At 57.8% G+C, this 25,965-nt stretch carries 24 protein-coding genes; 10 read left to right on the forward strand and 14 right to left on the reverse strand.

Annotated features, from left to right (window positions below):
- Nucleotides 1-6: 6 nt before the first annotated feature.
- The 6 genes from hisD to ACUNV4_RS14880 form a co-directional block, all read right to left on the reverse strand.
- Nucleotides 7-1,335 carry a histidinol dehydrogenase gene (hisD, locus tag ACUNV4_RS14855; RefSeq protein ID WP_430879361.1) on the reverse strand — a complete coding sequence of 443 codons (1,329 nt, stop codon included), beginning with the start codon at nt 1,333-1,335 and terminating at the stop codon, nt 7-9.
- A 71-nt stretch (nt 1,336-1,406) separates the two neighbouring features.
- Nucleotides 1,407-1,937: an ester cyclase gene (locus tag ACUNV4_RS14860; RefSeq protein WP_430879362.1), complete on the reverse strand. Its 531-nt coding sequence runs from the start codon at nt 1,935-1,937 to the stop codon at nt 1,407-1,409.
- Nucleotides 1,938-1,945: 8 nt separating this feature from the next.
- Nucleotides 1,946-2,827 carry a carbohydrate ABC transporter permease gene (locus ACUNV4_RS14865; protein WP_430879363.1) on the reverse strand — a complete coding sequence of 294 codons (882 nt, stop codon included), beginning with the start codon at nt 2,825-2,827 and terminating at the stop codon, nt 1,946-1,948.
- An 8-nt stretch (nt 2,828-2,835) separates the two neighbouring features.
- Nucleotides 2,836-3,858 (reverse strand): carbohydrate ABC transporter permease, encoded by a 1,023-nt coding sequence (locus tag ACUNV4_RS14870; protein WP_430879364.1) that lies wholly within the window; start codon nt 3,856-3,858, stop codon nt 2,836-2,838.
- 71 nt (nt 3,859-3,929) lie between these two features.
- Nucleotides 3,930-5,165: an ABC transporter substrate-binding protein gene (locus ACUNV4_RS14875; protein ID WP_430879365.1), complete on the reverse strand. Its 1,236-nt coding sequence runs from the start codon at nt 5,163-5,165 to the stop codon at nt 3,930-3,932.
- 69 nt (nt 5,166-5,234) lie between these two features.
- Nucleotides 5,235-6,293: an ABC transporter ATP-binding protein gene (locus ACUNV4_RS14880; protein ID WP_430879366.1), complete on the reverse strand. Its 1,059-nt coding sequence runs from the start codon at nt 6,291-6,293 to the stop codon at nt 5,235-5,237.
- Between the two features lie 204 nt (nt 6,294-6,497).
- Between ACUNV4_RS14880 and ACUNV4_RS14885 the strand changes: the two genes are divergently transcribed.
- A complete protein-coding gene (locus tag ACUNV4_RS14885; RefSeq protein WP_430879367.1) occupies nt 6,498-7,511 on the forward strand; it encodes a hypothetical protein in 1,014 nt (337 codons plus the stop codon).
- Nucleotides 7,512-7,568: 57 nt separating this feature from the next.
- On the opposite strand, the gene ACUNV4_RS14890 is transcribed toward ACUNV4_RS14885, so the two are convergent.
- Genes ACUNV4_RS14890 through ACUNV4_RS14900 form a run of 3 tightly spaced genes read right to left on the reverse strand, consistent with a single transcriptional unit; the run spans nt 7,569 to nt 9,795 of the window.
- Nucleotides 7,569-7,733, reverse strand: a complete 165-nt coding sequence (locus ACUNV4_RS14890) for a hypothetical protein (protein ID WP_430879368.1) — start codon at nt 7,731-7,733, stop codon at nt 7,569-7,571.
- Nucleotides 7,730-8,830 carry a YeeE/YedE family protein gene (locus ACUNV4_RS14895; protein WP_430879369.1) on the reverse strand — a complete coding sequence of 367 codons (1,101 nt, stop codon included), beginning with the start codon at nt 8,828-8,830 and terminating at the stop codon, nt 7,730-7,732. The genes ACUNV4_RS14890 and ACUNV4_RS14895 overlap by 4 nt, the downstream gene beginning before the upstream one ends.
- A gap of 32 nt (nt 8,831-8,862) precedes the next feature.
- The gene (locus ACUNV4_RS14900) at nt 8,863-9,795 is read right to left on the reverse strand and encodes a sulfurtransferase (RefSeq protein WP_430879370.1); all 933 of its coding nucleotides are present in this window, start codon (nt 9,793-9,795) and stop codon (nt 8,863-8,865) included.
- A gap of 280 nt (nt 9,796-10,075) precedes the next feature.
- On the opposite strand from ACUNV4_RS14900, the gene ACUNV4_RS14905 reads away from it, so the two are divergent.
- A complete protein-coding gene (locus ACUNV4_RS14905) occupies nt 10,076-10,525 on the forward strand; it encodes a hypothetical protein (RefSeq protein WP_430879371.1) in 450 nt (149 codons plus the stop codon).
- Nucleotides 10,526-10,635: 110 nt separating this feature from the next.
- On the opposite strand, the gene ACUNV4_RS14910 is transcribed toward ACUNV4_RS14905, so the two are convergent.
- Entirely contained in the window at nt 10,636-12,273 is a 1,638-nt protein-coding gene (locus tag ACUNV4_RS14910; RefSeq protein WP_430879372.1) for an acetolactate synthase large subunit, read from the reverse strand.
- A gap of 222 nt (nt 12,274-12,495) precedes the next feature.
- Between ACUNV4_RS14910 and ACUNV4_RS14915 the strand changes: the two genes are divergently transcribed.
- Together ACUNV4_RS14915 and ACUNV4_RS14920 are read left to right on the forward strand one after the other, a co-directional pair.
- On the forward strand, nt 12,496-13,410 hold the full coding sequence (locus ACUNV4_RS14915) for a DMT family transporter (protein ID WP_430879373.1): 915 nt from the start codon (nt 12,496-12,498) through the stop codon (nt 13,408-13,410).
- A 136-nt stretch (nt 13,411-13,546) separates the two neighbouring features.
- Nucleotides 13,547-13,783, forward strand: coding sequence for an RNA recognition motif domain-containing protein (locus ACUNV4_RS14920; RefSeq protein WP_430879374.1), 237 nt, complete (start codon nt 13,547-13,549; stop codon nt 13,781-13,783).
- A 38-nt stretch (nt 13,784-13,821) separates the two neighbouring features.
- On the opposite strand, the gene ACUNV4_RS14925 is transcribed toward ACUNV4_RS14920, so the two are convergent.
- Entirely contained in the window at nt 13,822-14,094 is a 273-nt protein-coding gene (locus tag ACUNV4_RS14925; RefSeq protein WP_430879375.1) for a hypothetical protein, read from the reverse strand.
- A gap of 88 nt (nt 14,095-14,182) precedes the next feature.
- Nucleotides 14,183-15,574 carry a mechanosensitive ion channel family protein gene (locus tag ACUNV4_RS14930; protein ID WP_430879376.1) on the reverse strand — a complete coding sequence of 464 codons (1,392 nt, stop codon included), beginning with the start codon at nt 15,572-15,574 and terminating at the stop codon, nt 14,183-14,185.
- A gap of 297 nt (nt 15,575-15,871) precedes the next feature.
- Here ACUNV4_RS14930 and ACUNV4_RS14935 point away from each other — a divergent pair, with 297 nt between their 5' ends.
- A complete protein-coding gene (locus ACUNV4_RS14935) occupies nt 15,872-18,013 on the forward strand; it encodes an EAL domain-containing protein (protein ID WP_430879377.1) in 2,142 nt (713 codons plus the stop codon).
- A gap of 114 nt (nt 18,014-18,127) precedes the next feature.
- Here the strand turns inward: ACUNV4_RS14935 and ACUNV4_RS14940 are convergent, their stop codons facing one another.
- Nucleotides 18,128-19,762 carry a hypothetical protein gene (locus ACUNV4_RS14940; RefSeq protein WP_430879378.1) on the reverse strand — a complete coding sequence of 545 codons (1,635 nt, stop codon included), beginning with the start codon at nt 19,760-19,762 and terminating at the stop codon, nt 18,128-18,130.
- A 406-nt stretch (nt 19,763-20,168) separates the two neighbouring features.
- Nucleotides 20,169-20,849: a FadR/GntR family transcriptional regulator gene (locus ACUNV4_RS14945; RefSeq protein WP_430879379.1), complete on the reverse strand. Its 681-nt coding sequence runs from the start codon at nt 20,847-20,849 to the stop codon at nt 20,169-20,171.
- Between the two features lie 357 nt (nt 20,850-21,206).
- Here ACUNV4_RS14945 and ACUNV4_RS14950 point away from each other — a divergent pair, with 357 nt between their 5' ends.
- The 5 genes from ACUNV4_RS14950 to ACUNV4_RS14970 all read left to right on the forward strand — a co-directional run bounded on the left by ACUNV4_RS14950 (nt 21,207) and on the right by ACUNV4_RS14970 (nt 25,954).
- The gene (locus tag ACUNV4_RS14950) at nt 21,207-22,136 is read left to right on the forward strand and encodes a fumarylacetoacetate hydrolase family protein (RefSeq protein ID WP_430879380.1); all 930 of its coding nucleotides are present in this window, start codon (nt 21,207-21,209) and stop codon (nt 22,134-22,136) included.
- A 65-nt stretch (nt 22,137-22,201) separates the two neighbouring features.
- Nucleotides 22,202-23,227, forward strand: coding sequence for an ABC transporter substrate-binding protein (locus ACUNV4_RS14955; protein ID WP_430879381.1), 1,026 nt, complete (start codon nt 22,202-22,204; stop codon nt 23,225-23,227).
- The gene (locus tag ACUNV4_RS14960) at nt 23,228-24,037 is read left to right on the forward strand and encodes an ABC transporter ATP-binding protein (RefSeq protein WP_430879382.1); all 810 of its coding nucleotides are present in this window, start codon (nt 23,228-23,230) and stop codon (nt 24,035-24,037) included.
- Nucleotides 24,034-24,894, forward strand: a complete 861-nt coding sequence (locus ACUNV4_RS14965; protein ID WP_430879383.1) for an ABC transporter permease — start codon at nt 24,034-24,036, stop codon at nt 24,892-24,894. The genes ACUNV4_RS14960 and ACUNV4_RS14965 overlap by 4 nt, the downstream gene beginning before the upstream one ends.
- On the forward strand, nt 24,887-25,954 hold the full coding sequence (locus ACUNV4_RS14970; RefSeq protein WP_430879384.1) for an Ldh family oxidoreductase: 1,068 nt from the start codon (nt 24,887-24,889) through the stop codon (nt 25,952-25,954). The genes ACUNV4_RS14965 and ACUNV4_RS14970 overlap by 8 nt, the downstream gene beginning before the upstream one ends.
- Nucleotides 25,955-25,965: the final 11 nt, after the last annotated feature.

Consider the following 25,965-nt stretch of genomic DNA (forward strand, 5'->3'; position numbering starts at 1 on the left):
TGCGAGTCACTCCCGCACGTCATTGCCTGGTGCCGAACCACCGTACGGCACATTGATCCCGCCATAGCGTCGAACACGTACATTGGCCTGCTCGGCATGCCCGACAAAGCCTTCCAGCATGCAAAGACGCGAACAATAGGCTCCCATCTCGGCAGCAGCAGCATCGCTCGTCACGCGTTGATAGCTGTGAGTCTTCAGAAACTTGCCTACCCACAAGCCACCGGTATAGCGCCCGGCTTTTTTGGTCGGCAGGGTGTGATTGGTACCGATGACCTTGTCACCGTTGGCGACATTGGTACGCGGCCCCAGGAACAGAGCGCCATAACAGGTCATGTTCTCGAGGAACCAGTCGTCACGCTCGGTCATCACCTGCACATGTTCGCTGGCGACATCATCCGCCACCTGCAGCATTTCCTCGTAGCTGTCGCACAGGATCACTTCGCCATAGTCACGCCAGCTGACGGAGGCGGTCTCTGCGGTGGGCAGTATCTGCAGGAGTCTGTCGATCTCGACAAGTGTCTCTTCGGCCAGCTTCCGGGAGTTGGTCAACAGCACTGCCGGCGAATTATAGCCATGCTCGGCCTGCCCCAGCAGATCGGTTGCGCAGAGTTCGGCATCCACGGTTTCGTCGGCGATGACCATGGTTTCCGTGGGACCGGCAAACAGATCGATCCCTACGCGTCCGAACAATTGCCTCTTGGCTTCGGCGACGAATGCATTGCCCGGCCCCACCAGCATGTGCACCGGCTCTATGGTTTCCGTACCCAGCGCCAGAGCGCCCACTCCCTGCATGCCACCCAGCACATAGATCTCATGGGCACCAGCCATGTGCATGGCGGCAATGACCGCGGGGTTGGGTTTCCCCTGAAACGGTGCGGTCGTCGCAGCGATTCGCGGCACTCCCGCCACCGAGGCAGTCAGCACCGACATATGTGCCGAGGCCACCATCGGAAATTTTCCGGCAGGCACGTAGCACCCCACCGACTGTACCGGTATGTTCTTGTGCCCCAGAACCACCCCAGGCAATGTCTCCACTTCGATATCGCTCATGGAGGCTCGCTGTGCCTCGGCAAACCGACGTACCTGCGCCTGTGCATACTTGATGTCTTCAATGTCGCCCGGTGCCACCTGAGCGATCAGCTCTTGTATTTCCTCATCACCGAGCCGATAGCTGTCGCGCGAATCCTTGTCGAACCTTTCGGCCAGTTCGCGCACTGCAACGTCACCGCGCGCCTCGATATCTGCCAGCGTGGTTTCCACGATTTGTCTGACCCTGGCATCATCCTCGGCGCGCTCATCCTGAGGTTTGCCACGCTTCAAAAACTCGATCGTCATACTGTTTTCCCGATTCAAGCCCCTCGCGGAGCTTCATGACCAATGAAATACTTGCTACAACACCAGCCCGATCAGCGGCTGACTCGCGGCGCGGTACGCTCGCCTCGGTCATACGCCTCCCAGCCTTCGCCATCAAAGACATCCTTGCCCAGCTGCGCCAGAACATGCGGGAAATCCACCATGACCCAGTTGTCGACGATCTTTCCATCGACGACCTTCCAGAAGTCCATGTAACGAATCTCGACCTTCTTGCCACTGGCGGGTACTCCCATGAAATCACCACTGTGTACCGCCTCCTGGCGACCAAAGGCAGCGGCCCACTCCCCCATGTACAAACGTGCCTCATCGACACAGACCTTGTCGGAAAACGCTGCCTGGAAAGGCTGCTGCCAGTTCGTCTGGAACTCGCGTAAACCGGTCTTGGTTCCACAACCTGCATTACCCATCCAGCGGAAGGTCTCGCTGAAGAACTCACCGATATCGCCGATTCGGTGATCATTCAGGCCATCCACCATGCCCTCGATCACTTGCCGGGTCTGATCGGTCTTGCTCATGTCGGTATCACGACTCAAGACAGCCTGTTCCGGTCTTGTTCCTTTCATCTGTATTGCTACCCCTTGACGGCACCGGCGGTCAGGCCGGAGACGATCTGACGTTGAAAAACCATGATCATGACGAACAGCGGCGCGGTGACCGACACCACCGCAGCGACCGCAAACATCACATTGCCCTTGGTCTGGGTGGTCCCCAGAAAGCTGGCAATCTTGGGCACCATGGTCTGATTCTCCTTGGACAGAATCATGGCGGTCACCGCAAAATCGTTGTAGGCCAGCAGAAAGGAGAACAGACCGGTCGTGATCACCCCGGGCCACATCACCGGCACGATCACGTGACGAAAGGCCTGAAAACGATTGCAGCCATCAACCATGGCGCTCTCATCCAGGTCCTTGGGTATGTTCTTGAAGAACGAGTGCAACATCCAGAGAGTGAAAGGCTGATTGATGGCCACCAGCACGATGATGGCGGTCGACAGCTTGCCCCACATGTTCCACTGAAAGAAGACCGGCAGATAGCCCGACACAAGCGTGATGGGCGGCATGGCGCGAAAGATCAGCGCAATGATCAGAAACCAGAAGGTATAGCGGTAGGTGGATCTGGACAAGGCATACCCACCCAGGGTGCCGAATGTCAGCGAGATGGTCACGACGAACAGGCACACGATGACCGTATTGATTGCGGCCAGACCGAAGGCTTCCCTGACCCAGGCACCGTGATAGCCCGCGCCGGTGAACGTGCTACCCGTTTCAGTCTGTGTCAGAGGTCCTGTCAGCGCGTTCATCCAATCGGCCTTGGAGAAGAAGTCACCCTCGACCTTGAAGGAGCCCCACAAGGTCCACAGGAACGGAAAGGCCGCCATCAACATCCAGGCCACCAGAATGCCGATCAGCAATACGTTGAGAGCGGTGGATCTTCTTTGCGTCAGCGCAGTCATGAGACCCCCTACTTGCGTGAAAAGTCACGCCAGGTGCGTACCAGCACCGGCGTCAACAGAATGGCGATACCGAGAATCGTCAGCACCGAGGTTGCGGCTGCCGAGCTCAGCTGGCGCGTTTCACCGCCCAGGTCGTTGTAGATGGCCCAGGACAAGGAGGTGGCGTGCGCTGATGCCGAGAAACTGACAATCGGTTCAAACACCCGGAAGTTGTCCATCAACTGCATGAGAGCAATGAACGTCGTCAAGGGAAGCAGGTGCGGAATGATCACGTAGCGGATCTGCTCCCAGCGGCTGGCGCCATCGATCATGGCCGATTCCAGCGTATCGCTGTTGACCGTCTGCAAGCCGGCGTAATAGACAATGAAAGCAAACGGAGCCGAATGCCAGACGCCATACACCATCAGCATGACCCAGGTCAGTGGCGTCGAGGCCTTCACTGACAGATCGGGATCGCCAGCCAGATACTGCAAGGCTGCTCCGATGACACCGCGCGCATCCACCATCCAGAAGATGATCAAAGAACCCACCAGAGGCGTTACCATCATCGGCAACAGAGAAAAGAAGATCAGTGGTCCCCGTATCTTCCGGGTTGCGCTGTTGACGGCAACGGCAATGATGAAACCGAAGACGATGACCAATGGCGTGACGATGAATGTATAGGCCAGTGTAAAGCTCATGGCCTTGTAGAACGGCAGATTGACCACCTTGGCGTAGAACTCGGCCATGCCGTTCGAGCTGTTCCAGGCCGCGCCGACTTCATCAAGGGCCAGGTGGCTGCGATCCAGATAGGTATCCAGACCGGCAAAACGCCCCAGCGGACTCGCCTGTTGCAATGCCTGGGTGGCTTCCTGATCAACCGCCGTCGTTGTCGTGCACCCGAAAGGGCCACAGTTCTCGACTTCCTTGATGACTTGCTCATGATCGACGTATACCGACTGCACCAGTACAGACACGATCGGTACGAAGATGAACAACAGCATGGCCAGTGATGAAGGAAGCACGAACCAGAAAAACGTCTTGTGTTTCATCAGTTCCTATCCGGGGGATGCAAGAAGGCATCGTCTGGAGCGGTACGAAATACCGCTCCGACGACGGCGGACTAGTTCAGAAAACCCTTCTCTTTTGCAGCAGTGGTATACGTGGCCTCTATATCAGCCAATGCTTCCTCGGCGCTTTCCTTGCCTTGCAGATAATCCGACAGATTGTCACCCAGCGCGGTGTGCAACAGTCCCATGTAGGGCAGCATGGGATAAGGCTTGGCCTGGGCCTGAATGGCGGCGAAGACGCCTTCATTGACGGGAGCGGGTTCATAACCGTCGATCATCCATACGGCCTGCGCCATGGTTTCATCATTGAGGATGTCGGGACTCGTGCCAGTCATCAATGCCAGAAATGTGGCTTCCGCATCTTCATCGCTGATATTCTTCGCCACGGTCCAGCCGTCCCACCACAAGGTCGTGGCTGGCACACTACCGCCGGCTACCGTCATGGGCCCTCCTACCGCCACATTGCTGTAGACAACCTCCTCGGCGCCATCTTCGTCCATCAACACGCCCACTCGTGAACCCCACATATTCATCAGAGCCACATTCCCGGCCTCGACCTCGGCACCCGTGGCATTGGAGTCATGAGTCAGGAAATCGGGATTCATGTATTCGGACAGGGCTTTCATCATCTCCAGTGCAGCCACACCTTGTGGATTGTTGATGGTGACTTCCGCGGTTCCCGGCTTGTAGAATTCACCGCCGGTACCGAGATACATATTCACGAACTCGGTGGCCAGATTCCAGCCCGATGCAAAGGCGCCTCCTACCGGGTTCTGCATGATGCCCTTTTCGCGAATCAATTCCGCCGCGGCCAGCAGCTCTTCATAGGTTTCAGGTGGTTCCACACCGACCTCGGCCAGTACGTCCTTGCGGTAGACCAGATGCTGAGCATTGGCCATGAATGCCACGGCCATGATCTTTCCATCTACAGTGATAAGATTGCTCTTCGGGATGTTCTGGCCGTACTTGGCTACCAGATCATCCAATGGCCGGATCACGTCTTCATTGATGAGCGCCACAATGGAGGAATTCGCGATGATCGCCGAGGTGTACTCGGCCGGATTACCCTGCAGCCCGGCCAGATTGATTTTCTGATGATCGGCGGTGAGATTGGCACTGACGCTGACATTGTCGTCAGCGCAGGCCTTGGCGGCATTGACGACGGTGTGAATGGCGGGAAACTCGTTGCCGACGATATTGACACGCCCGGCTGTCGCACCGCAGCCCGCATAGGCTGCATTTGCGGACAGGATCAGGGAGGTGGCAACGATCAGTTTTCTCAAGAGCATGGTTTTGTCTCCAGGTTGATGGTCATGGTGATGGCTTGCCGCCCGCACCAATCCTTGATTCAGGACTACTTACAACTGCTTCGATAGACGGGCGCCGGTCCTGGCATCGAACAGATGACAGAATCGAGGCTCGATGACAATCGACACCGGATCGCCGATCTCTGCTCGATAGTTCTTGTCGGCCTTGACCGACACCAGCACACCGTCGATGCGTACCGAGATCATGGTGGCGTCGCCCAACAGCTCCAGCGTGTACACGGGGGCATTGATCTGACCACTACCGTCCTCGGCAAGGCTGGCGTCTTCGGCGCGAAAACCGAGCGTTATCGGACCATCCTGCGCGCCATCGACAGGGACTGCCATATGGCTGGCCTTGAAAACGCCTCCTTCCACCCGACCATCGATCAGATTCATGGCAGGTGAGCCGATGAAACTGGCAACAAAGGCATTGCTCGGGTTGTCGTATATCTCCGTCGGCGTACCCACCTGTTGTACTACCCCTGCCTGCATCACCACCACGCGATCGGCCAGTGTCATGGCCTCGATCTGGTCGTGAGTGACGTAGATGGTTGTCACTGCCAGCTCATGACAGAGATTCTTGATCTGGGCCCGCGTGGAAACGCGCAGCTTCGCATCCAGATTGGACAGCGGCTCGTCCATCAGAAAGGCATTGGGCTCACGTACCACGGCGCGTGCCAGTGCGACCCGTTGACGCTGACCACCGGACAACTCTGCAGGTTTGCGTTGGAGGAAATCATCCAGTTCGACCATCGCGGATGCTCGCCTGACTCGCTCGTCGTGACTGGCGGGGTCAATCTTGCGCACCTTGAGCGGAAACCGGATGTTCTCGTAGACATTCATGTTCGGATACAGCGCGTAGGACTGAAACACCATCGCCACGTCCCGGTCCTTGGGCTCCAGATCGTTGATCAGTTTGCCGTCAACGCGAATTTCTCCGGAACTGACATCCTCCAGCCCTGCGATCATGCGCATGGTGGTCGTCTTCCCACAGCCGGAAGGCCCCAGCAGTACGAGGAATTCACGATCGGCAATGGTCAGGTTGAAATTGTCGACACCGACAAAGCTACCCCACCGCTTGCAGAGGTTACGTAATTCGATTTCGGCCATGGTCAGGTCCGTTCCCTCTCAGCCACACAAGGTTTTTGCATACGTTTGCAAAACCATACGCCCATACAACCGATTAACGCAAGAAGTTTTTGCATTCGTATGCAAAACAATCCATATTTCGACTCCAGGTGCGAATGGAATAGCCATCCCCTTGCATCGCCTTTCCCACTGACCCACAGTGCCCATCCAATCCAGGAGACTGTCATGAGCCGATTCCAGCCGGCAAAGCTATGTGTTCGTCGTTACATGCAAGCGATGGAAACGGCCACCGCTTCAACGGTGGCTCGGGTTCTGGCCGAGTACACCAGCGATCCTTATCGCTGGCGCGGGGTCTATCCGTTTCGCGAGCAGAGCAGCAGCGAATCGGCCGCGCAAACCTTCTGGCAGCCCCTGATGCAATCGTTCAATCAGCTGCAACGACGCGAGGACTTCTTCATCGCCGGGGAGAATATGCATGACGGCGAGGTGTGGGTCATGAGTGCTGGCAACTTCATGGGGCTCTTCGACGCGGATTTCCTGGACATACCGGCTACGCGCCGCATTGCCAACCTTCGCTACGCCGAGTTCAGCTGCGTGCAGGATGGCAGGATCAGCCAGACGGGCCTGTTCGTGGATTTGATTGGTCTGATGATGCAAGCCGGTGTCAATCCCTTGCCACCCTCCACCGGAGTCTACTACAACTATCCGGGCCCACGCTACCACGACGGCCTGCTGCATGAGGATGCCAACCCCCGGGAGAGCAGACAGACACTGGACCTGATCAACGCCATGGTGAAGGACCTGAGTGAGCTGAACGACAGCGGCGCCATGGATTGCCCTCCGGAGATTCTTGCCAGAACCTGGCATTCGGACATGCTCTGGTATGGCCCGGCAGGTATCGGCGCCAGCTACACCATCCCACGCTATCAGGAACAGCACCAGTTGCCCTTCCGCGAACAACTTGGCGACAAGAAATTCGAAGGCCATGTCTGTCGCTTTGCCGAGGGCCATTTTGCCTGCTTCTTCGGTTGGCCCAATCTCAGCAACAGCCCGCTGGGTGGTTGGCTGGGCTTGCCAGGTGGAGCCAGACATACGCAAATGCAAGTCGTGGATATCTACCGACGTGAAGGCGACAAACTGGCAGAAAACTGGATACTGATCGATTTGCCCTGGTGGCTCAAACAACAGGGACTGGATGTGCTGCAGAGAAATCGGGAACTGCGCAGAGGGAGAAGCTGATTCCGGGGCATACCGGCGCAGCGCCTCTGTGGACACTACAGCCGGGGACCACTGTCACTACTCGGGCAGAGCCCCGCAGAACCCACCGGCACTGGCGGCTCCGGAGCCCAGCGCAACGATGGCTGGCTGCTGGTAGGGATTGGGGGGTGCCGAGATCAGATCGGCGCCGACCAGCAGAATCAGCATGACCATGGCAATGCCAGCCGTTGTTCGTCGTGTCATGCGCGTGCCTCCAGTCCGAGCAACGGCCGCAGTCGGACTCCCTGTATCGAACCGATGAACGCGGCAATGAACCAGACCCAGCCGTGCAGGCTGCCCGTCGATATGCCGGAGAAGAACGCACCGACATTACAGCCGAACGCCAGACGCGAGGAGTAACCGAGCAGAAACCCCGCAACGATGGTGGCAAACCAGGCGCGCAAAGGTAATCGCGGCATGCCCTGTGACAGACCACCGCTACGCCAGCTGGCGACCAGGAAGGCGCCGGTCATGATGCCGATGTTGGTCAGAGAGGTGTAATCGGTCAGCAGACTCGATTGCACGCGTGCAATCGAATCCGATGCGGCCCAGAAGCTCGAGCCTGACAGGTCCATTCCCGCGGCCGTGGCCCCTTTTGCCGCCCAGAGACCGAGACCATACACGACACCCCAGGGTTGCCCGGCAACGGCCAGATTGGCGATGGCCAGTGCCGCAATCACAAGCGCAGCTACCAGGTATCGACGCGGTATGCGGCGGTGCTCGGGATCCGCCTGACGAAGGAAGAAAAAGGCAAGTCCGGCCAGCGCCGTCAGCGTGATCGCCACTCCGCTCCAACCGGTAAAACGGACGATGGGCAAGGCGCCCAGCGCGGTCCAGTCGAGCAGATGATAGGCACCGGCAAAACTACCGATGGCGAAGAATGGCAATGCCAGCAGTCCGACGGGATTGCCGGAGCCGGCGTTGACCAGAGTCCCTGAACCGCAGCCCAATACAATCTGCATGGCCACGCCGAACACGAATGCGCCACCAACCATGGCCCATCCCACGGGCGCTTCGGCACCGACCAGCTCGCCCCCACTGGCATCGATCAGTGGCAGGGCCACCGTCGCCACGACACCGATGGCCAATAGCTGTGCCAGCAGGCCTGAGGGGTCACGACGCAGGATCATGGCTCGCCAGGGTCCGGCAAAACCGAACCGCAGGCCCTCCAGCGCCAGACCGAAGCCGAGGCCGATCATCAGCATCAGGCCGTAGCGAACACCGGCAAAGATGGCAACTGCCAGCACCAGCAGCACTGCCATGACCAGCAGACTGCCGCGTTTCAATATCGGATGACCCACGCCTATCCTCCCTGCTCGAATTCCGGCGTTGATCAGTTCCCCTTGAGCTTGTTCAGGAAATTCTCGACGACACCGGGCGTGTTGGCCATCTCGTGGTCTGTATTGGAATATTCAACCATGGAGCCCGGGTACAACTTGACGTTGTCGATACCGGCCACCTCTGACAGAGCAAACCAGTTGGTTGCGGCCCAGTGACCCGTATTGCAGAATGATACAACCTCTTCCCCGTCTTCGATGCCCAGCTGCTCACGCAAGCCGGCAGAATCCGGAATCTCCGACATGGCAGACGCCCCATCGCTGAAGAACGCGGTGTACGCGTGATTCTCTGCGCCAGGCAAGGTACCCGGGCGAGCTGCCGCTGCATGGCTCTTGCGCCCCTCATAGAAGTCGTCAGGCCTGGCATCCAGCAGCAAGGCATCGACTTCGCCGCGGGTCACGGCGCTGACCTCTTCGGTATCGGCCGTCCACTGATCTGAAAAGTGGATATCAAGCTCGGTGACTTGTGGCACCACCGGATCGGCACTGGTAGCCAGGCCGGCGGACTCCCAGGCCATGGCCCCGCCGTTGAGAATCGACAGATCGGCAAACCCCGATGATTTCAGTGTCCAGTAGACACGCGCTGCCGCACCAAAGTCCGTATCGGTCTTGCCTTCCGGTACGATGACCACCGGCTTGTCGAGCGACAGGCCGAGCGATTCGAAACGTTCCTCCAGCACGCTGACCTCCAGCATCTGCCCCGGGTTGTCCTTGGGTCCACGAAACAGCCCGTAGGGAGCCGAGATCGCCCCTGGAATATGCCCCTTGGCGTAATCGTCTCCGCGGATGTCCAGTATTATCGGCTTGACTTGCTCCAGCTCGGCCGACAGTTCGGAAGGGCTGACCAGCGGACCGAACGAGGTAGCCGCGGAGACGGTGGCGGCAAGCAGTCCAAGAGGGATGGAAATCAGGGAGGCTGACAGGTTCATGGCGACTCGATCTCTGCAGGTTGGTGGGAGATTGGGCAGGCAGACTCCGTGATATCGGCGAGAACCCGGACCAGAGGCGATTATAAGCCGCAACACGTAGCTCCGTCCAAGGTTCGACCCATCGACACACGGATGGTTCATTACTGTCAGGCAGCGAGATTCGGTTGCAGCACGCATTCTTCTCGTCTGCGGCAGGCTACGGGAAAAACGATGGAACCAATTCGGATGAGCGCTGTTTAACTCCGGGTCAATCACTCACTCGCTACAGGAAAATACAGTCATGACATCCTCCTCCCGCATCGGCCTGGCAACTCTGCGCATCGGTCTGTTTCTGTTCATGATGGTCTGGGCTCTGGAAAAATTCATCAGACCTGAGGCGTATCAGTCCATCTTCGGCTCGTTCTACGGATTCGATGCAGGGCAATCACTGATCTTTCTCATCGGTGCCGTGCAGACAGCGATCCTGCTGCTCTTCGTCGCCGGCAAGTTCAAGACGGTAACCTATGGCCTGGTCATGCTCATGAACGTCGTGACTCTGCTGGTATCCTACCGCCAGATACTGGCACCGTACGAAGGATCCACCAACCATCTGTTTGCCGCGTCGATCGTGGTAGCCGCCGCCAGCATTGCCCTGTTCCTGTCCCGTTCCGAGGATAGCGTCCTGGTTCTTGGCTCTGGGACAGACTCTGATGAGACCGGCGAACTGCCACCCGAAACCACCAGCGCCTGATCTTCACCGATGCAAGGCCATCGTCCCGGTCTGTCATGACCGGGACGACAGCCAGCCAGTGACTCAGAGAGCGTCAGGCCGGCCGAGGTGCGAGGGGCCGCCAGCCTGACCTAGTCGATAGCAGCACTCTCTTTCAGAAGTTTGTTCAGGATCGCGTGATTCATCGAATAATCGACTGGCAGATCGATGACATGCACCCCCTTGCCTGCCAGTGCTGCTTCGAGTATATCGACGAAGTCTGCATGGCTTTCTGCCCGATGACCGGTCGCACCGAAGCTGTTGGCGAACTGCACGAAATCGGGGTTGTTGAAATCCAGCCCGAAGTTCTCGAACCCGATGCCCTCCTGCTTCCATTTGATCATGCCATAGGCCTTGTCGGTGAGAATGATCACCACCAGATCAAGTCCCATGCGCACAGCAGTTTCCAGCTCCTGACAGTTCATCAGGAATCCCCCGTCGCCATTGACCGATACCACTTTCCGGTCCGGGTTGAGTTGTTTTGCCGTCATGGCTGACGCAAGACCGGCCCCCATGGTGGCCAGGGCATTGTCCAGCAACAGAGTATTCGGCGCATGGCACTCGTAATTGCGGGCGAACCAGATCTTGTAGATGCCATTGTCCAGCGTGACGATGTCTTCCGCATCCAGATGATCACGCAGCAGACTGACCAGTGCCTGAGGCAGTATCGGGAACCGGGTGTCGTTGAAGTAGCGCGTCAGATGTGAATCCACCTCATCACGAACTCTGGCGAAAAAATCGAACTCCTGTGGCAATCTGCCCAGTTTGTCGGCCAGACGATTCACCGAATTGGATATGTCTCCGACCACATTGAGCTGCGGAAAATACACCTCATCGATATTGGCGGCATCGAAGTTGATGTGTATCACCTGCCGTCCACCCTTGTGCATGTAGAACGGTGGTTTTTCGATATCATCATGACCGACATTGATGATCAGGTCGGCTCGTTCGATGGCACTGTGCAGATAGTCATTGTCCGACAAGGCAGCGGTGCCAATGTATTGAGGATGCCTTTCGTCCACCACTCCCTTGCCCATCTGAGTATCGAAAAAATACAAGCCCGTGCAATCCATCAAGGCCCGCAGGGACTCCGCCGTTCGCTTGCGATTGGCACCTGCACCAATCAGCACCAGAGGCGCTTGCGCCTTGCGAATCATCTCCACGGCAAGATCGATGGACTGCTCGCTGGCATCCGGACGCCGATGTCCAACGACATCGAACACCGTCGCCGAGCTCTCCTCCTCGGCGATATCCTCTGGCAGCTCGATATAGGCCGCACCCGGCCGCTCGTCCATGCTCACACGAAATGCCTCACGGATCATCGATGGCATGTGATAACCATCCACCACTTGCCGGGAATACTTGGTGACAGGCTTCATCAGATTCACCACATCGACGATCTGGAAGCGCCCCTGCTTGCTTGTGCGAATCGGCTTCTGCCCACCGATCATGATCATCGGCATGCCGCCCAGCTGCGCATAGGCAGCAGCGGTAACCAGATTGGTGGCACCGGGCCCCAGCGTGGATAGACAGACGCCGGGCTCACCGGTCAGACGTCCATAGGTGGCCGCCATGAACCCTGCCGCCTGCTCGTGACGAGTCAGTATGAGTTCGATGGAGGAGGTTCTCAGCGATTCCAGCAAATCCAGATTTTCCTCTCCGGGAATGCCATAGATATATCGAACACCCTCGTTTTCCAGCGCCTTGACGAGCAGATCTGATGTCTTCATGGTGAATTCACCTGTTACCGGGCAGCGGTACTTCGACTCGCGAACCGGCAGGCTCGGTATCCGAAGCGGAAGCTCACAGCCAATGGGTTCAGCTGCTTGTCACGCCATTGTGCCCCAGGCGTCAGCCACTCGGCCAGTCCATGCAATAAATTGCAATCGTTGCAGGGGAATGTAACACTGACAGATCTTTCCCTCATTCTTCGCCCGAGTCTCATCCAGCCCATGCGCGTCGATGTTGCCACTCCCAGTTCTATCCCCACCCGACAGGCCAACAGCCACAAGGGCATGCTCTTCATGCTCGGCGGCATGTTCTTCTTTGCCGGAGCAGACGTCCTGTCGAAGCTGCTCACCGACTACTTCCACCCAATACAGATATTCTGGTTCAGACAGCTGGCACTGCTGCTGGGCGTGCTGACAATGCTGAGCATTCATGGCAGCGCCATTCTCCACACCCGCCGACGGTTGCTGCAGATCACCCGCGGCACCCTCGTGGTCGTTTCCAGCCTGCTGTTCATCTTTGCCGTCCGCCATGTACCACTGGCTGATGCCGTGGCCGCAAGTTTCGTGGCCCCCTTCTTTCTCACGATCCTGGGCGCCACCTTGCTGGGCGAAAAGGTGGGTCTGCGACGCTGGCTGGCCGTAGTCGTCGGATTTCTCGGTGCATTGATCATCGTGCGCCCCGGCATGAACAGCGTACACCCTGCCGTCATGCTGGTCGTGCTGGCCGCGGCTTGCTACGCCATCAGGCAAGTGCTCGGACGCCTGCTGGCAGACACGGACAAGAGTACGACGACCATCGCCCACACTGCGCTCACGGCCAGTCTCATCGCCTCTCTGGCATTGCCCTTTTTCTGGCTGTGGCCGGAAACCCGCTTTCAGTGGCTGGCACTGCTGGGCGTCGCGCTCTGCGGCGGCGTTGGAGAAATCCTCGTGATCAAGGCACTCGAGACGGCAGAAACCGCTGTCGTGGCCCCGGTACACTACACCTTGATCATCTGGGGCACCCTGTACGGCTATCTGGTGTTCGAGCAACTGCCCGATCGATGGACCTGGACCGGAACGGCCATCATCGTGGCCGCCGGCATCTACACACTGCAGCGCGATCGACTCAAGCGTCGCGCTCCTGTCAGCAATTAGCGGTTCAGCGATAGCGGGTTGCTGCAGGAAATGAAGCTGGCGTGCAGCCAGCAACAGGCGGCATCGCTCTGCAGCACTGATGTGCCGTCGCGGGATCGGATACACTCAGCGACCACCTATCCAGCTGCCCACCACCATGAAACTGCTTGTCCGCAACCTCGACCGAACCCTGGATGAAGAAACCCTGAGAACGATGTTCGAAGCCTATGGCAGGATCCAGTCCTGCACCATCGTCATGGACCCGAAGACAGGCGTATCCAAGGGATTCGGTTTCGTCGAGATGCCTGTGCCGGGTGAAGCCAAGGCCGCGATGAAGCAGCTCAATGGCACAAGCGTTGCGGATCTGGTGATTCGCGTCAAGAAGGCCGAGTAGAGAGGCCGTACAGACCATTCGCCGCCGGAGGCAGGCGTTCAGCGCGATGCCGAACGGGAACTCACTTCCAGCAGTTCTTCGTGTCTGCGCTGCTCGAGACGCACGGCTCGATTATGGCGGTTGACGGTATAGACACCGGTCAGAATGATGAAAGGCCACAACAGCAGCGCGCCGAGTACAAAGGTGACGCTGCCGACACCGATTACCGCCAGCAACCAGAACAGTGCAGCCGCCACGCTTGAATAGAACAGCCCGAGCGGGCCAAGCAGCAGCGCCAGAATGAATTGCAGCAGTTGTGATTTCTTGACCATTGAAGGAACGATTGCTGTCTCGAGTTCGTACCTTCCGATCATACTGCATTATGTCTTCAGGTCGAGGCGTTTCACCCTTTGCCCTGCCTCACTCCTGCCGGGATTTACCGGCGAGCAGATTCTCGGAATCCGACTCCGCCAGTTCACGATCAATGGTCTGCTGAATTGCCTGATCCACGGTGGTATCACTGACCACATCGCGACCGATGACACCCGCTTCCCGAGCCACAGACTGCGATTCAGGCAAGACTTCCGGAGGCGCATCCTGTGACAGGATCGGCTTCCCCCAACCTTCTCGCAGATGCACACGATAGATCGGTTCCGGCATGACGATACCGGCACTATCGAACGCCTGCTTGACCTCTCTGATCGCCTCACTGCGTACTTTCATCAGATCACTGCGTGTCTGATCGATCCATGCCGCCACCAACAGGGAAACACTGGAATCGCCCAGTTCCTTGATCAAGGCGGCCGGTGCGGGGCTGCTCAGCACACCATCGACCCGCTGTATCGCATTGATGGCGGTCTGCTGCGCCCTGTTCAGATCCAGATCCGTATCCACCCCCACCGTGAACTCGAAGCGTCTCTCCGGCTGCCTCGTGTAATTGACGATGACAGACTTGTAGACGATCGCATTGGGCACACGCACATGATTGCCATCGCGTGAAATCAGGATGGTTGCTCTGGAGGTGAGCCTTGCGACCGCTCCCTCGTGTTCACCGATACGCACATGGTCCCGTGCAAGGAACGGCGTACGCAGGCTGAGCAGAATACTGGCAATGAAATTCTCGACCGTATCGCGAACCGCAAATCCGATTGCCAGACCGACGATTCCTGCCGCACCGAGCACAGAGCCCAGAATGGAAGTCGCATCGAGCAAGGTCAGCGCCAGAACCAATCCAGCCACGGTCAGCAGGATGCGAGTGAGGGTGGCCAGCAATTCGGCAATGAATCCATTGGGCGCTATCAGCAGAAACAGCCGCCGGTGACCTCCTGCTCTTCGACCCGCCCACCAGAACAGGGCGATGACGCTCAGCGCCAGCAGCAGTATCGGCAACGAACCAATGAAGTTGTACAGAATTGCCTGCAATCGCTCCACCGTGGATTCCACGCGCCGCGTGACATCCGTATCGACCGTCATCTCGTCCACCACCTCGATGACGCCTACCACCTGCGCTGCCAGCCGCGAAGCCCGCTCCCCCGATTGTGCGGAGACCACCACGCCACCCAGCGTCACCACACCATTACTGACCGACACAGTCACACCTTCGAGCGCCTCCAGCTCAGCGTAGATGCCCTGCAGCCGCTGGCGAATCGCATCATCGGAACGCACGTCGTTTTCAACTTCGATACTGCCCGGCTCGACGTCTGCCTCGGCAGCACTCTCCTGACCCAGCAGATCATCGATGACATCGCCAGAGGCGATTGGCGCCGCCAGCGACAGCAGCAGCATGAGTACACGGACAATCAGCAATTTCATGAAACGGCCTGGCTCCGGACCGTAGCCCGATGTGAACGGATGAACACACGAACCAGCCTCAGACAGGCAGAGCCTGGCGAACGCATGATTCGTGACTGCATGACAAGCGCACCTGCCCCGAACGGACAGAGGGCCTGACTCAAGGTCTACCCTGTCGTGCCGATAAATTCAATGATGCACGACGTCAGATAGCCTCCTGTTACAACCGACTTTGCGATGACAGCAATCAATCTACCCCTGGTCCGTAGGTTGACAGGGAAACTGTCAGGTATTCCCCTGCGAATACAGATTACAGCCATGTGCTGTTCTTTTGTCGTGGTCGTGTCGCTTGTCACCTGGATCATCGTATCGAGAAGCCAGGAACAGGTCATTCAGTTCGAAGCCCTGAAGCTGGCGGATATCGTCGTCAACCAGGCCGCATCTGCACGCTCGGCCTATTCCAGCCTGGCCGTCTCCAAGCTGAAGGCAGACGGCCTGGGTGCCTCTGAGTTCTCCGCGGATCAACCGGGCCATATCCCTCTGCCGGCGCAGTTTCTCAAGGATCTGTCCTTCAGAAGCCAACAGGACAACAACGGTCTGTTCAGTTTTCGTCCCATCAGCAAATGGAATCTGGCTCCGGAACATGGCATTCGGAACAAATTTCAGGAATGGGCATGGGAACAACTCGAATCCCAGAACCGCCGCGCCCCGGAGACTCCACTCGAGTGGACACCCGTCTGGCGAATCAGCGAGGACGAACAGGGAAAGGTTCTGCGCTACCTCACCGCCGATCCCGCTGCCAGCCCATCCTGTGTCAACTGCCACAATGCGCTGGAAAAACGAGCAGACGTCATAGCGAAACGTATTGCCAGTGGGGTGAAACCGGGCAATCAGTGGCAATTGCATGAGTTGCTGGGCGCTATCGAAATCACGATCCCGCTCGATCGCGTGGCCGCACTGGCCAGGGAGCAGACGCGCGATGGATTGCTCATCGTGCTGGGAATCACCATCATCGGCGTCTGTGGTGTCTGCTTCATCGTCTTTTACGATGTCGCAAGAACGCATGCAGCAACAGAGAAACTGGCGTTTCACGCCAACCATGACTCTCTGACCGGCCTGCCGAATCGATTTGCCCTGGAATCGACTCTGAACGAGCTCGTCATGGAGAACGAGGAACAGGCCCGGGGTGAGTCAGCAACACTGGTTTTTCTGGATCTGGACAATTTCAAGCAGATAAACGACACGCTGGGGCACGAAACCGGGGACAAGGTTCTGACCATGGGGGCCAATCGCATCGCGCAGGCGGTGGCCGCTGACGGATTTGTCGCGCGACTCGGAGGCGATGAGTTTGCTGTCGTCCTGCCGGGCAAGTCCGTAGAGCAGGTCAACGCGATTGCCGGCCAGATAGCGGATTCGATCATCCAACCCTACGAGGTTGAGGGATACAAACTCTCGCTGGGGGTCAGCATCGGCGCGGCTCTGTTTCCGGAGAATGCTCACAGCACGTCCGAACTGTTGCGTTGTGCCGATGTGGCCATGTACACGGCAAAGAACGGTCCTCTGACATTCGCCTGGTATGACCCGGCCAGTGATACCAATGCCGTCTCCAACCTCGTGATGAAGGACGAACTGCGAGAAGCCATTGAAAACGACACCCTTGACGTACATTACCAGCCCAAGTATTGCCTGAACACTGGTCGGATGACAGGGGTTGAAGCTCTGGCTCGATGGCATAGTCCCAGCGCCGGATTCGTACCACCGGATGTCTTCATATCACTGGCAGAACATGTCGGTCTGATCAATGATCTGACCTCGCTCATACTGAACAACGCCGCAAGTCAGTGCCAGCGATGGCGCCAGATGGGTTTCGATCTGACCGTGTCGGTGAACCTGTCGGCCATGAACCTGCACGACGGAACCTTGCCGACACTGATCAGCAACTGTCTGAGCACTACCGGCCTACCGGCCTCTGCACTCATACTGGAAGTCACGGAAGGTACGGTCATGACCGATATCGAACGTGCCTGCGAAGTTCTTTCACAGGTTCGGAGTCTCGGCGTCACGTTTTCGGTGGATGACTATGGCGCCGGATACAGCTCCCTGTCCTACCTGAACAAGCTGCCTGTCAGCGAGCTCAAGCTGGACCGGGCTTTCATCACTCACGTGGGCAGCAGTGAGAAGGATGCTGTCATCGTACGCGCAACGCTGGAACTGGCTCGCAACCTGGGTCTGACCATGGTGGCAGAGGGAGTCGAGGATGCAGCAGCGCTGGACTTTCTCTGCTCCATCCATTGCGATCAGGTACAGGGCTACTTTCTGTGCAGGCCGCTGCCGGCGCATGAACTGGAGCGACGCCTGCCCTACATTCACCGATTCAGCCCGGTTGCCCTACACGACAGCGGATCAGGGCAGGCATCGGATCTGTCCTCGGAAGAGATCCCTCGGGACAAGGCGGCTTGACGACTGTCGAGGGTAATCGGACCAACCAGGCCTCTTGCCCTCGACTGTCATCATCAACCCGTTACCGATACAGATCAGTGTTGCCAGTGGCGTCCCTGCCACCGACCTCACCCATCAAGGCGTATCGGGCGCCAGCGTCTCGACAGCGACAACATCGGCAAATGTCGAACCGTTGTTGCGGTTTACGGCAACCACGGAGGCCTGATAACTGGTACCGGCCAGCAGACCTTCGGCGAACCAGCTACGCCCCTCGGTTGAACCTTGCAGGTTGCCATCGAGGTAGACATCGAAGCGATAATCGGCAAGGTCATTACCCAACCAGGCTGTGTCCCAGAAAAGTTCGATCGCCGACTGGGAATACGTGGAAGCACGTGTGTTCATTCCTGAGGAATCCGACTGCCCGACCTCTTCTCCCTGCGTCGTGATACTGACAGACTCCTGCCCCAATGCGTCACCAGCACGGCTGATTGCCGTCACTGTATAGCGATACAGGGTTCCGGGCTGCAACGCACTGTCGAAGTGGCTGCGACCATCAGTGATTGCCAGCAGCTCTCCTTCACGACGAACCTCGAAACTGACTGCAGCTGGATCATCGGAGACCCAGAACAGCTCCAGGGCCGTTCCGGAATAGGCCTGTCCGCTCAGTGCAAGATCGCTATCGGGGTCTGACTGGGCAATGACACTGACCGTTGCCGATCGTCCCCAGCTCTCCCAACTGCCTGGTCCTGTTGCGACCAGATAGTATTCTCCCGCCTCGCTCGCCTGCCACTGAGTCTGGCTGGCTGGCAGCGATTCAATCCAGGAGCCATCGCCGCGATGTACGTTGATGACGATGGCATCCACCGCATCCCAAACCAGGGTATTTCCTGAAACGGATACCAGCGGTGCGCTGACGGATACGGGCTGGGTGGGGGCTTCCGGTTCTGCGGGTGCTTCCGGCTCTGCTGGCGCTTCCGGTTCCGCAGGTGCTTCCGGTTCCGCGGGTGCTTCCGGCTCTGCGGGCGCTTCCGGTTCTGCGGGTGCTTCCGGCTCTGCGGGCGCTTCAGGCTCTGCGGGTGCTTCCGGTTCTGCGGGTGCTTCCGGCACTGCTGGCGCTTCAGGCTCTTCAGGCGTGACCACCGGTGATGAGCCATTCACTGTCCGAGACTGCGACAGACTCGCAAAGCGTGAATCCGAGAATTTCACGTCGGCATAACGATAGAGCGTTATGCGATCGATCGCGTGACCGTTCGACCGTCCGGAAATCTGAATCGTATGCTCGCCGGCAGAGAAATACTGCCTGACGGGTCGGTTGACATGATCCACGGTCGCCGACTTCCATGCCCACTTGTTGAGCGTGTTCATGAAGACTTTCGTCCAGCCGTTCAGGGACTGCTCACCACTGACATTGCGTCCGGAGGGAAATCGTACCCAGCTGTCATTGTGCTCACTGGAACTGTTGCCGCGTGTAATACGTGATCGCCATCTCAGTTCGTAGTTGCCTGCTCGCTGGATTCGGAAGCGGTACGTGATGGTTCCTCTGCCTGCCGTTCGCACTGCAAAGGAATCGGCGCCATTCCATTTCAGATAACCACGCCCCGTATAACCGCTGATCGATCTCTCGAGTTTCCAGTCGCCGTTGGCCGGGGAAGACTCGGCCTCCATCACGACTATACCGTCTTCTTCGAGGAAGGTATCCGCGAAAACGGGTGGCATGAAAAACAGGCACGCAAACAACAGGCGCGCAGACGTCGTCTTGCAGATAGTCATTGAACAGGGGGCTCTGATGGTAGTGACGGGAATATGGCCGACGCTCGGATGTCCGGCCCGTGAAGCGTCAACATACTAACGCCTGTTTATCCGGGAAGACAACGCGCATTGCATTAACACCTTGTCACCTGAGCGAACTCGTCAATACAACTCCACACCACAACATGCCAAGAGCGTCCCTTGTCGAAACACGAAGCAAAGTCGCCACCAACAAAAAGACGATGAATGGATCAATCTACGCCTGTGTATATGCTGCTACACCAGATACCATGATTTCTCTCAACACAAAGGTACACCCATCTTTTTTGTTCCTGACTTGCATTTCACTTCTCTCGATGCGTATCAACACACTGGCCTTGCCGGTGTAGCCATACCAGCAGATGCATCGGGGATATTGAACGAACTATCAATCCGCAGGAAACATGTCATCTCTCACCGCCTGCAGATGACGCTTCATGCACGCCTGAGCGGCATCGGCATTGCGATGTTCTATGGCATCGAGTATGGCCTCATGCTCGACGAAACTGTGATGCTCTGGCGTGGGCACCTCTGTTCGACGATGCAGACAGCCCCAGACAATCGTTCTTCTCAAGGCATTCAGCTGCTCGTACATGGTGATGAGCGGCGTGTTCTGTGTCGCTTCGGTCACCAGGCTGTGAAACTGATTGTCGATCGACTCATATTGCCGCCAGGTTGTCGCTTCACGCGCCTTGGCGCAACTATCACTCATCTGCTCCACGTGCTCGGCGGTGGCGTGCATGGCAGCCTCACGTGCCAGCATCGGTTCCAGCACCAGGCGCGCATGCATGACCTCCCGAGGCGTGGTGCGCTTGGCAATATCGGCTATTGACAGATAGTCCGGCCCCTGCCCTCGACCATTGCCAACAAACGTGCCCCGACCGACGTGTCGCCAGATGGCCCCTTCCGACTCGAGTACTGCAAAGGCCTTGCGTAACTCCGACCGTCCGATACCCAGTGTTTCGCACAGCTCACGTTCGGCAGGCAGTCTGTCATTGGTAGCGAACTCTCCCTGTGCGATGTAGGCACGTAACTGGATGAGGGCACCTTCGCTGTTTTCTCTCTTCATTGCCTGTCTGCTGCTTCGCCACTGTCACCGGATCTTAAACAATGATCAACCAATTTACAAATTGATCTTTCAATTGCAACCAAACAAAACCAATCGTTAGAGAAACGAGCTTCTTCACAATGACGATTGAAAGAAAGTTCGCTCTGAAAAGCTTTCCAGTTTCTTGAAAGCATATATTTTCACTTAAATTTCAACAGCCTATATGAAAATGGGACATTTTTTGCCAACCTCTCCACTTCTGGAAAAGATCTTGTGCCAGAGAAGAAAATGGATTATGGTCTGTCCCACATCAGATTGGTTTGTATTAATACACCAATTTTCAATCAACCCTGTTACAGACCGTGGAGTCCATAACCCATGCACCTCGCCACCATAGCCGTCGACGAGTCCTCCGTCGCGGTGGTTCGCCTCAACGATGGTTCCTTGCTGGACATTGCCAGAGCAGCCTCCTCCGTTGCTGGCGCCTCTGGCGCATCACTCAAGGATGGCAAGCTGCAGACCATCATAGAAGGTGGGCCTGAGCTACTCGAAGTCATTCGCAAGCTGGTCAGCGAAGCAGAGTCGGGCCAACATGCCGACGCCAGACACGATGCGTCAAGCTCGACCTTCCTCCCCCCATTGCCCAGCCCACGCAAGAACACGTTCTGTGTCGGCAGAAACTACGCCGAACATATCGCCGAAGGCGACAAGGCGCAGAATCAGAAAGTCGGCGTGACCGAGCACCCGGTCTTCTTCACCAAACCACCCACAGCTGTCATCGGTCAGGGCGCACCAATACCCATCTTCCCTTCCGTTTCGGAATGCATCGACTACGAAGTCGAATTGACTCTGGTCATCGGCGTGTCCGGTAGAAACATTTCTCGTGAAGACGCCTACCAGCACATCTTCGGCTACACCATCATCAATGACATCACGGCCCGTGACATCCAGCGCCGACACGGCGGTCAGTATTTCAAGGGCAAAGGTCTGGATGGCTCATGCCCCACGGGCCCCTGGATAGTCACGGCTGATGCCATTGACAATCCTCATGACCTGGCCATCGGCCTGTCGGTCAATGGTGAGACGCGCCAGAGCGGCTCAACCTCTGACATGATCTTCGATATCCCGACCCTGATTGCATCGCTGTCGGAAGGAATGACGCTGGAGCCGGGCGACATGCTGGCCACAGGCACTCCCTCAGGTGTTGGCTATGCCATGGATCCACCACAATACCTCAAGGATGGAGACACGGTAGTCTGTGAAATAGCGGGTATAGGGCGGCTCGAAAACACGATTCGTACCGCCTGACAACAGGGACAGTAGTTGCAATAACACCACAGTAGCACCCACGACCACCACAAGGAGAATACACCATGATCACCCGACGTCTGTTCACAGCCGCCCTGGCTGCGGCAATTCCACTGACCCTGATGAGCGGGTCTCCGGCGCAGGCTCAGGACCTGCGAGAGATCACCTTCGTTCAACCGAGCCCTTCTGCCATCAACTCCTACCCGGTGTTCGTTGCCATCGGTGAAGGCTACTTCGAGGAGGAAGGACTCGAGGTCACCGTCGAAGCCATCAATGGGTCGGGCGCCGTACTGCAGGCACTGGCAGCCGGACAGGCGCATTTCGGTCGTCCCGGACCCGGACCGGTACTGGCCGCACGTTCACGCGGAGTCGATGCGGTGTTTTTCTACAATGTCGCGGCACGCAGCAACTTCGGCATCGTGGTCAGGGAAGATTCCGATATTCAGGACCTGGAAGACTTGCGCGGCACGGTCATCGGTACCGGAACGGCCGATGGCGCCGAAGTCGGATTTGCCCGCAACGTGATGTCCGACGCCAACATGGTCGCCGGTACGGACTTCGAGTTTCTGACTGTCGGTGATGGCGGTCCGGCAACCGTTGCATTCAACAGCGGAGAGATGTCCGCCTACTCGTCCTCCACAGCCGATTCCGCGGTACTCAATCAACGCGGCATGAAGGTGCGTGATATCACACCTCCCAAATTCGCCCGCTTCTTCGGCAACGGTCTGGCAACCATGGGAGACACCATTCGCAATGATCGTGAACTCGTGGAGAAATTCGGCCGTGCCTTCATGCGCGGACATGCCTTTGCACTGGATGATGCCAACCGGGAAGCGGTCCTGGCGCACCTGAAAGCGGGCAACCCGCAGGAAGGCGAAGACGCGGAATTCCAGGGAGCACTGTTCGACGCCATTCGCTCCAAGACCATACCGGTCGACATGGCCAGTGGTCTGGGCTATCTGCCACCGGAGGTATGGGATGAATGGCAGACAAGCCTCGTGGCAGGCGGCGAGATCCCCGCACCACTCGACAATCTGGAAGAGGCCTACACCAACGAATTCATCAGCGATTGGAACGAGGCAATCAACTAAATGAATGCTCTCGCAGCCGCACCGGATTTCTCCACCGTGAACGACGAAGCCGTCTATGAACTGGCGAATGTCGGCAAGACCTATGCGCGCAACAAGGTGGTTGCACTGGAAGGCGTCAGCCTGACATTGACCAAGGGAAGCTTCTCCTCAGTCATCGGGTCGAGCGGCTGCGGGAAATCAACTCTGTTGAAGATCATGGCCGGATTGATTCCGCCCAGCACAGGCCGAGTGGTCCTGCAGGATAAGCCGGTTACCGGCCCTCGCAGGGACATCGGCATGATGTTCCAGCACGCCACGCTCTTTCCCTGGCGTACCACTGTGGAAAATATCGTCCTACCGATTGAAATTCGTGACGGTCGTGCAGCCGCCGAGAAGGCCAAGGCACGAGCTCACGATCTGCTCGATGTGGTGGGCCTGAAGGGATTTGAAAACGTCTATCCCAATGAACTCTCCGGCGGCATGGCACAGCGCGCATCCATCTGTCGCATGCTGATCACCGAACCGGCTGTTCTGCTACTGGACGAGCCTTTCAGTGCACTGGACGAATTGTCCCGCGACATGATGAACATGGAGCTGCAGCGTATCTGTACCGAGCAGAACGCCACCGCCTTTCTGGTCACACACTCCATAGCCGAAGCCGTGATCCTGTCCGATCACATCTACGTCATGAAACCTCGCCCGGGACGACTGGCCGAAGTCGTCACCGTCGATCTACCCCGACCGCGCACACTGGACATGATGACAACACCGAAGTTCGGCGCCATTGTCGATTACATACGTGCATTACTGGACAAGGGAGCAGACCTGTGAGCGAGATAACAAGCAATGCGGTTCCCGGCAGCGATGAGGAGACCATCTGGGTAGAACATGAATCCCTGATCGACCGGATTCCTCGCAGTGTTTCCATGGCCTTCGTGTTTGCAGTCTTTGTCGGTGCCTGGCAACTGTCAACCAGTCTCGGCCTGGTCTCACCGATCATACTGCCGACACCTGTCGAGACCTTCAATGATCTGGTGTTTGTCGGCAAGAACCTGCTCAGTGGCGATTACATGCTGGCGGCACTGTGGATCACGGTCAAGGAGGTCATTTTCGGATTTGCCCTGGCCATCACCATCGGCTTTTCGCTCGGCGTACTGGTTGGCGAAACCGCATTCGGCGAACGCGCCGTCATGCCCTATCTGGTGGCCATCGATACCATGCCCAAGGTCGCCTTCGCTCCCCTGTTCGTTGCCTGGCTGGGTTTCGGCATCGAGTCCAAGGTTGCGCTGGCCGCCTTCATCGCAACCTTTCCGATCGTGGTGGGTACGGCTGCCGGTCTGCATGCGGCTGATGAAAATGCCCGCATGCTGTTCAAGACCATGGGCGCCAGCAGAATGCAGACATTGATCAAGTTGAAGCTGCCCATGGGCCTGCCGCAGATATTCACCGGGCTGAAGATCGGCGCCGTGGGCGTGATGGCCGGTGCCATCACCGGTGAATTCCTGGGTGGAGGCAAGGGTATCGGAGAACTCATCCGGGTCGCTGCCTCGCAACTGCATACCCCTCGTGTCTTTTCCTTGATCCTGTACCTCAGCCTGCTGGGTCTGGCGCTCTATGCCCTGGTAACCTGGACACAGCGTCGCGCGGTCTTCTGGCAAAAGGATACGGTTGGAGGCAACCATGAGTGACAAGAGCTCGACTGTACATGTCAGCACCAACAGTCTGATTACCTGCATTCGGAATGCACTGGCCACTCAGGGCGTCCCCGAACAGGATGCCCGTACCGTGGCAACGCTCATGGTCGATGCCGATCTGTACGGGCACGAGACTCATGGTGTCTTCCGCCTTCGTCAGTACATGGCACGTCTGCATGACGGTGGCTGCAATGCGCGAGCCCATGTCTCGCTCGTCCATGAAACTGCAGCCACGGCACTGATCGATGGCGACAACGGCCTGGGACATCTGGCCATGGCCAGGGCCAGCCAGCTGGCCATCGACAAGGCCAGAGAGGCCGGTATCGGCTGGGTGGGTGTTCGTCGTGGCAACCACGCCGGCCCTCTGGCACTCTATGTCCGACCACAGGCAGAAGCCGGCAAGCTGGGTATGGCGGCCTCTGTCGGCAGCGCCAATCATGTCCCTCCCTTCGGCGGTACGGATCTGTTGCTGGGTACCAATCCGATCGCCTTCTCCGCCCCCAATGGCAGCGATGACCCCTTCGTTCTGGACATGGCCACAACCGTTGCAGCCATGGGGAAGATAAAGGTTCTGGCACAACGCGGCGAATCGATGCCGGAAGGCTGGATGGTCGGTCGGGACGGTGCTCCTCTGACAGATCCGGCACGAAAATCCGAAGGCTACATGCTGCCCATCGGAGGGCCCAAGGGCTTTGGACTGTCGGTAGCCATCGGCCTGATGGCGGGAGTACTCAATGGCGCCGCTTTCGGCTCGGATGTCGTGGACTTCACCAGCGATACGACAAGCGAGACCAATACGGGTCAGTTCGTCATGGCACTGGACCCCGCTGCATTCGGCATGGGCTCCGACTTCGGAAGTACCGTCGCTGGCATATTTGCCGACATGCGCGCCTCGGAGCCTTTGCCGGGTCACGATCCCGTGCGGCTGCCGGGCGATGGCAAGACCACAGCGGCCGCCGAGCGCCGCCGCAACGGTCTGTCACTCAATGGTGCACTGCATGAGGATCTACTGGCACTCGCGCAGCTGTATGAATTCGATGCCAGTCTGGATTAGCAGTTCAGGGT

It is taken from the genome of Granulosicoccus sp. 3-233 (genome assembly GCF_052681095.1).

Bases quoted from the DNA above. Each gene is read 5' to 3' on its own strand.
- hisD (WP_430879361.1), bottom strand. From the start codon at position 1,335: ATGACGATCGAGTTTTTGAAGCGTGGCAAACCTCAGGATGAGCGCGCC.
- ACUNV4_RS14860 (WP_430879362.1), bottom strand. From the start codon at position 1,937: ATGAAAGGAACAAGACCGGAACAGGCTGTCTTGAGTCGTGATACCGAC.
- ACUNV4_RS14890 (WP_430879368.1), bottom strand. From the start codon at position 7,733: ATGACACGACGAACAACGGCTGGCATTGCCATGGTCATGCTGATTCTG.
- ACUNV4_RS14955 (WP_430879381.1), top strand. From the start codon at position 22,202: ATGATCACCCGACGTCTGTTCACAGCCGCCCTGGCTGCGGCAATTCCA.
- ACUNV4_RS14870 (WP_430879364.1), bottom strand. From the start codon at position 3,858: ATGAAACACAAGACGTTTTTCTGGTTCGTGCTTCCTTCATCACTGGCC.
- ACUNV4_RS14875 (WP_430879365.1), bottom strand. From the start codon at position 5,165: ATGCTCTTGAGAAAACTGATCGTTGCCACCTCCCTGATCCTGTCCGCA.
- ACUNV4_RS14970 (WP_430879384.1), top strand. From the start codon at position 24,887: ATGAGTGACAAGAGCTCGACTGTACATGTCAGCACCAACAGTCTGATT.
- ACUNV4_RS14945 (WP_430879379.1), bottom strand. From the start codon at position 20,849: ATGAAGAGAGAAAACAGCGAAGGTGCCCTCATCCAGTTACGTGCCTAC.
- ACUNV4_RS14940 (WP_430879378.1), bottom strand. From the start codon at position 19,762: ATGACTATCTGCAAGACGACGTCTGCGCGCCTGTTGTTTGCGTGCCTG.
- ACUNV4_RS14865 (WP_430879363.1), bottom strand. From the start codon at position 2,827: ATGACTGCGCTGACGCAAAGAAGATCCACCGCTCTCAACGTATTGCTG.
- ACUNV4_RS14950 (WP_430879380.1), top strand. From the start codon at position 21,207: ATGCACCTCGCCACCATAGCCGTCGACGAGTCCTCCGTCGCGGTGGTT.
- ACUNV4_RS14910 (WP_430879372.1), bottom strand. From the start codon at position 12,273: ATGAAGACATCAGATCTGCTCGTCAAGGCGCTGGAAAACGAGGGTGTT.
- ACUNV4_RS14960 (WP_430879382.1), top strand. From the start codon at position 23,228: ATGAATGCTCTCGCAGCCGCACCGGATTTCTCCACCGTGAACGACGAA.
- ACUNV4_RS14900 (WP_430879370.1), bottom strand. From the start codon at position 9,795: ATGAACCTGTCAGCCTCCCTGATTTCCATCCCTCTTGGACTGCTTGCC.
- ACUNV4_RS14920 (WP_430879374.1), top strand. From the start codon at position 13,547: ATGAAACTGCTTGTCCGCAACCTCGACCGAACCCTGGATGAAGAAACC.
- ACUNV4_RS14905 (WP_430879371.1), top strand. From the start codon at position 10,076: ATGACATCCTCCTCCCGCATCGGCCTGGCAACTCTGCGCATCGGTCTG.
- ACUNV4_RS14880 (WP_430879366.1), bottom strand. From the start codon at position 6,293: ATGGCCGAAATCGAATTACGTAACCTCTGCAAGCGGTGGGGTAGCTTT.
- ACUNV4_RS14925 (WP_430879375.1), bottom strand. From the start codon at position 14,094: ATGGTCAAGAAATCACAACTGCTGCAATTCATTCTGGCGCTGCTGCTT.
- ACUNV4_RS14935 (WP_430879377.1), top strand. From the start codon at position 15,872: ATGTGCTGTTCTTTTGTCGTGGTCGTGTCGCTTGTCACCTGGATCATC.
- ACUNV4_RS14915 (WP_430879373.1), top strand. From the start codon at position 12,496: ATGCGCGTCGATGTTGCCACTCCCAGTTCTATCCCCACCCGACAGGCC.
- ACUNV4_RS14930 (WP_430879376.1), bottom strand. From the start codon at position 15,574: ATGAAATTGCTGATTGTCCGTGTACTCATGCTGCTGCTGTCGCTGGCG.
- ACUNV4_RS14885 (WP_430879367.1), top strand. From the start codon at position 6,498: ATGAGCCGATTCCAGCCGGCAAAGCTATGTGTTCGTCGTTACATGCAA.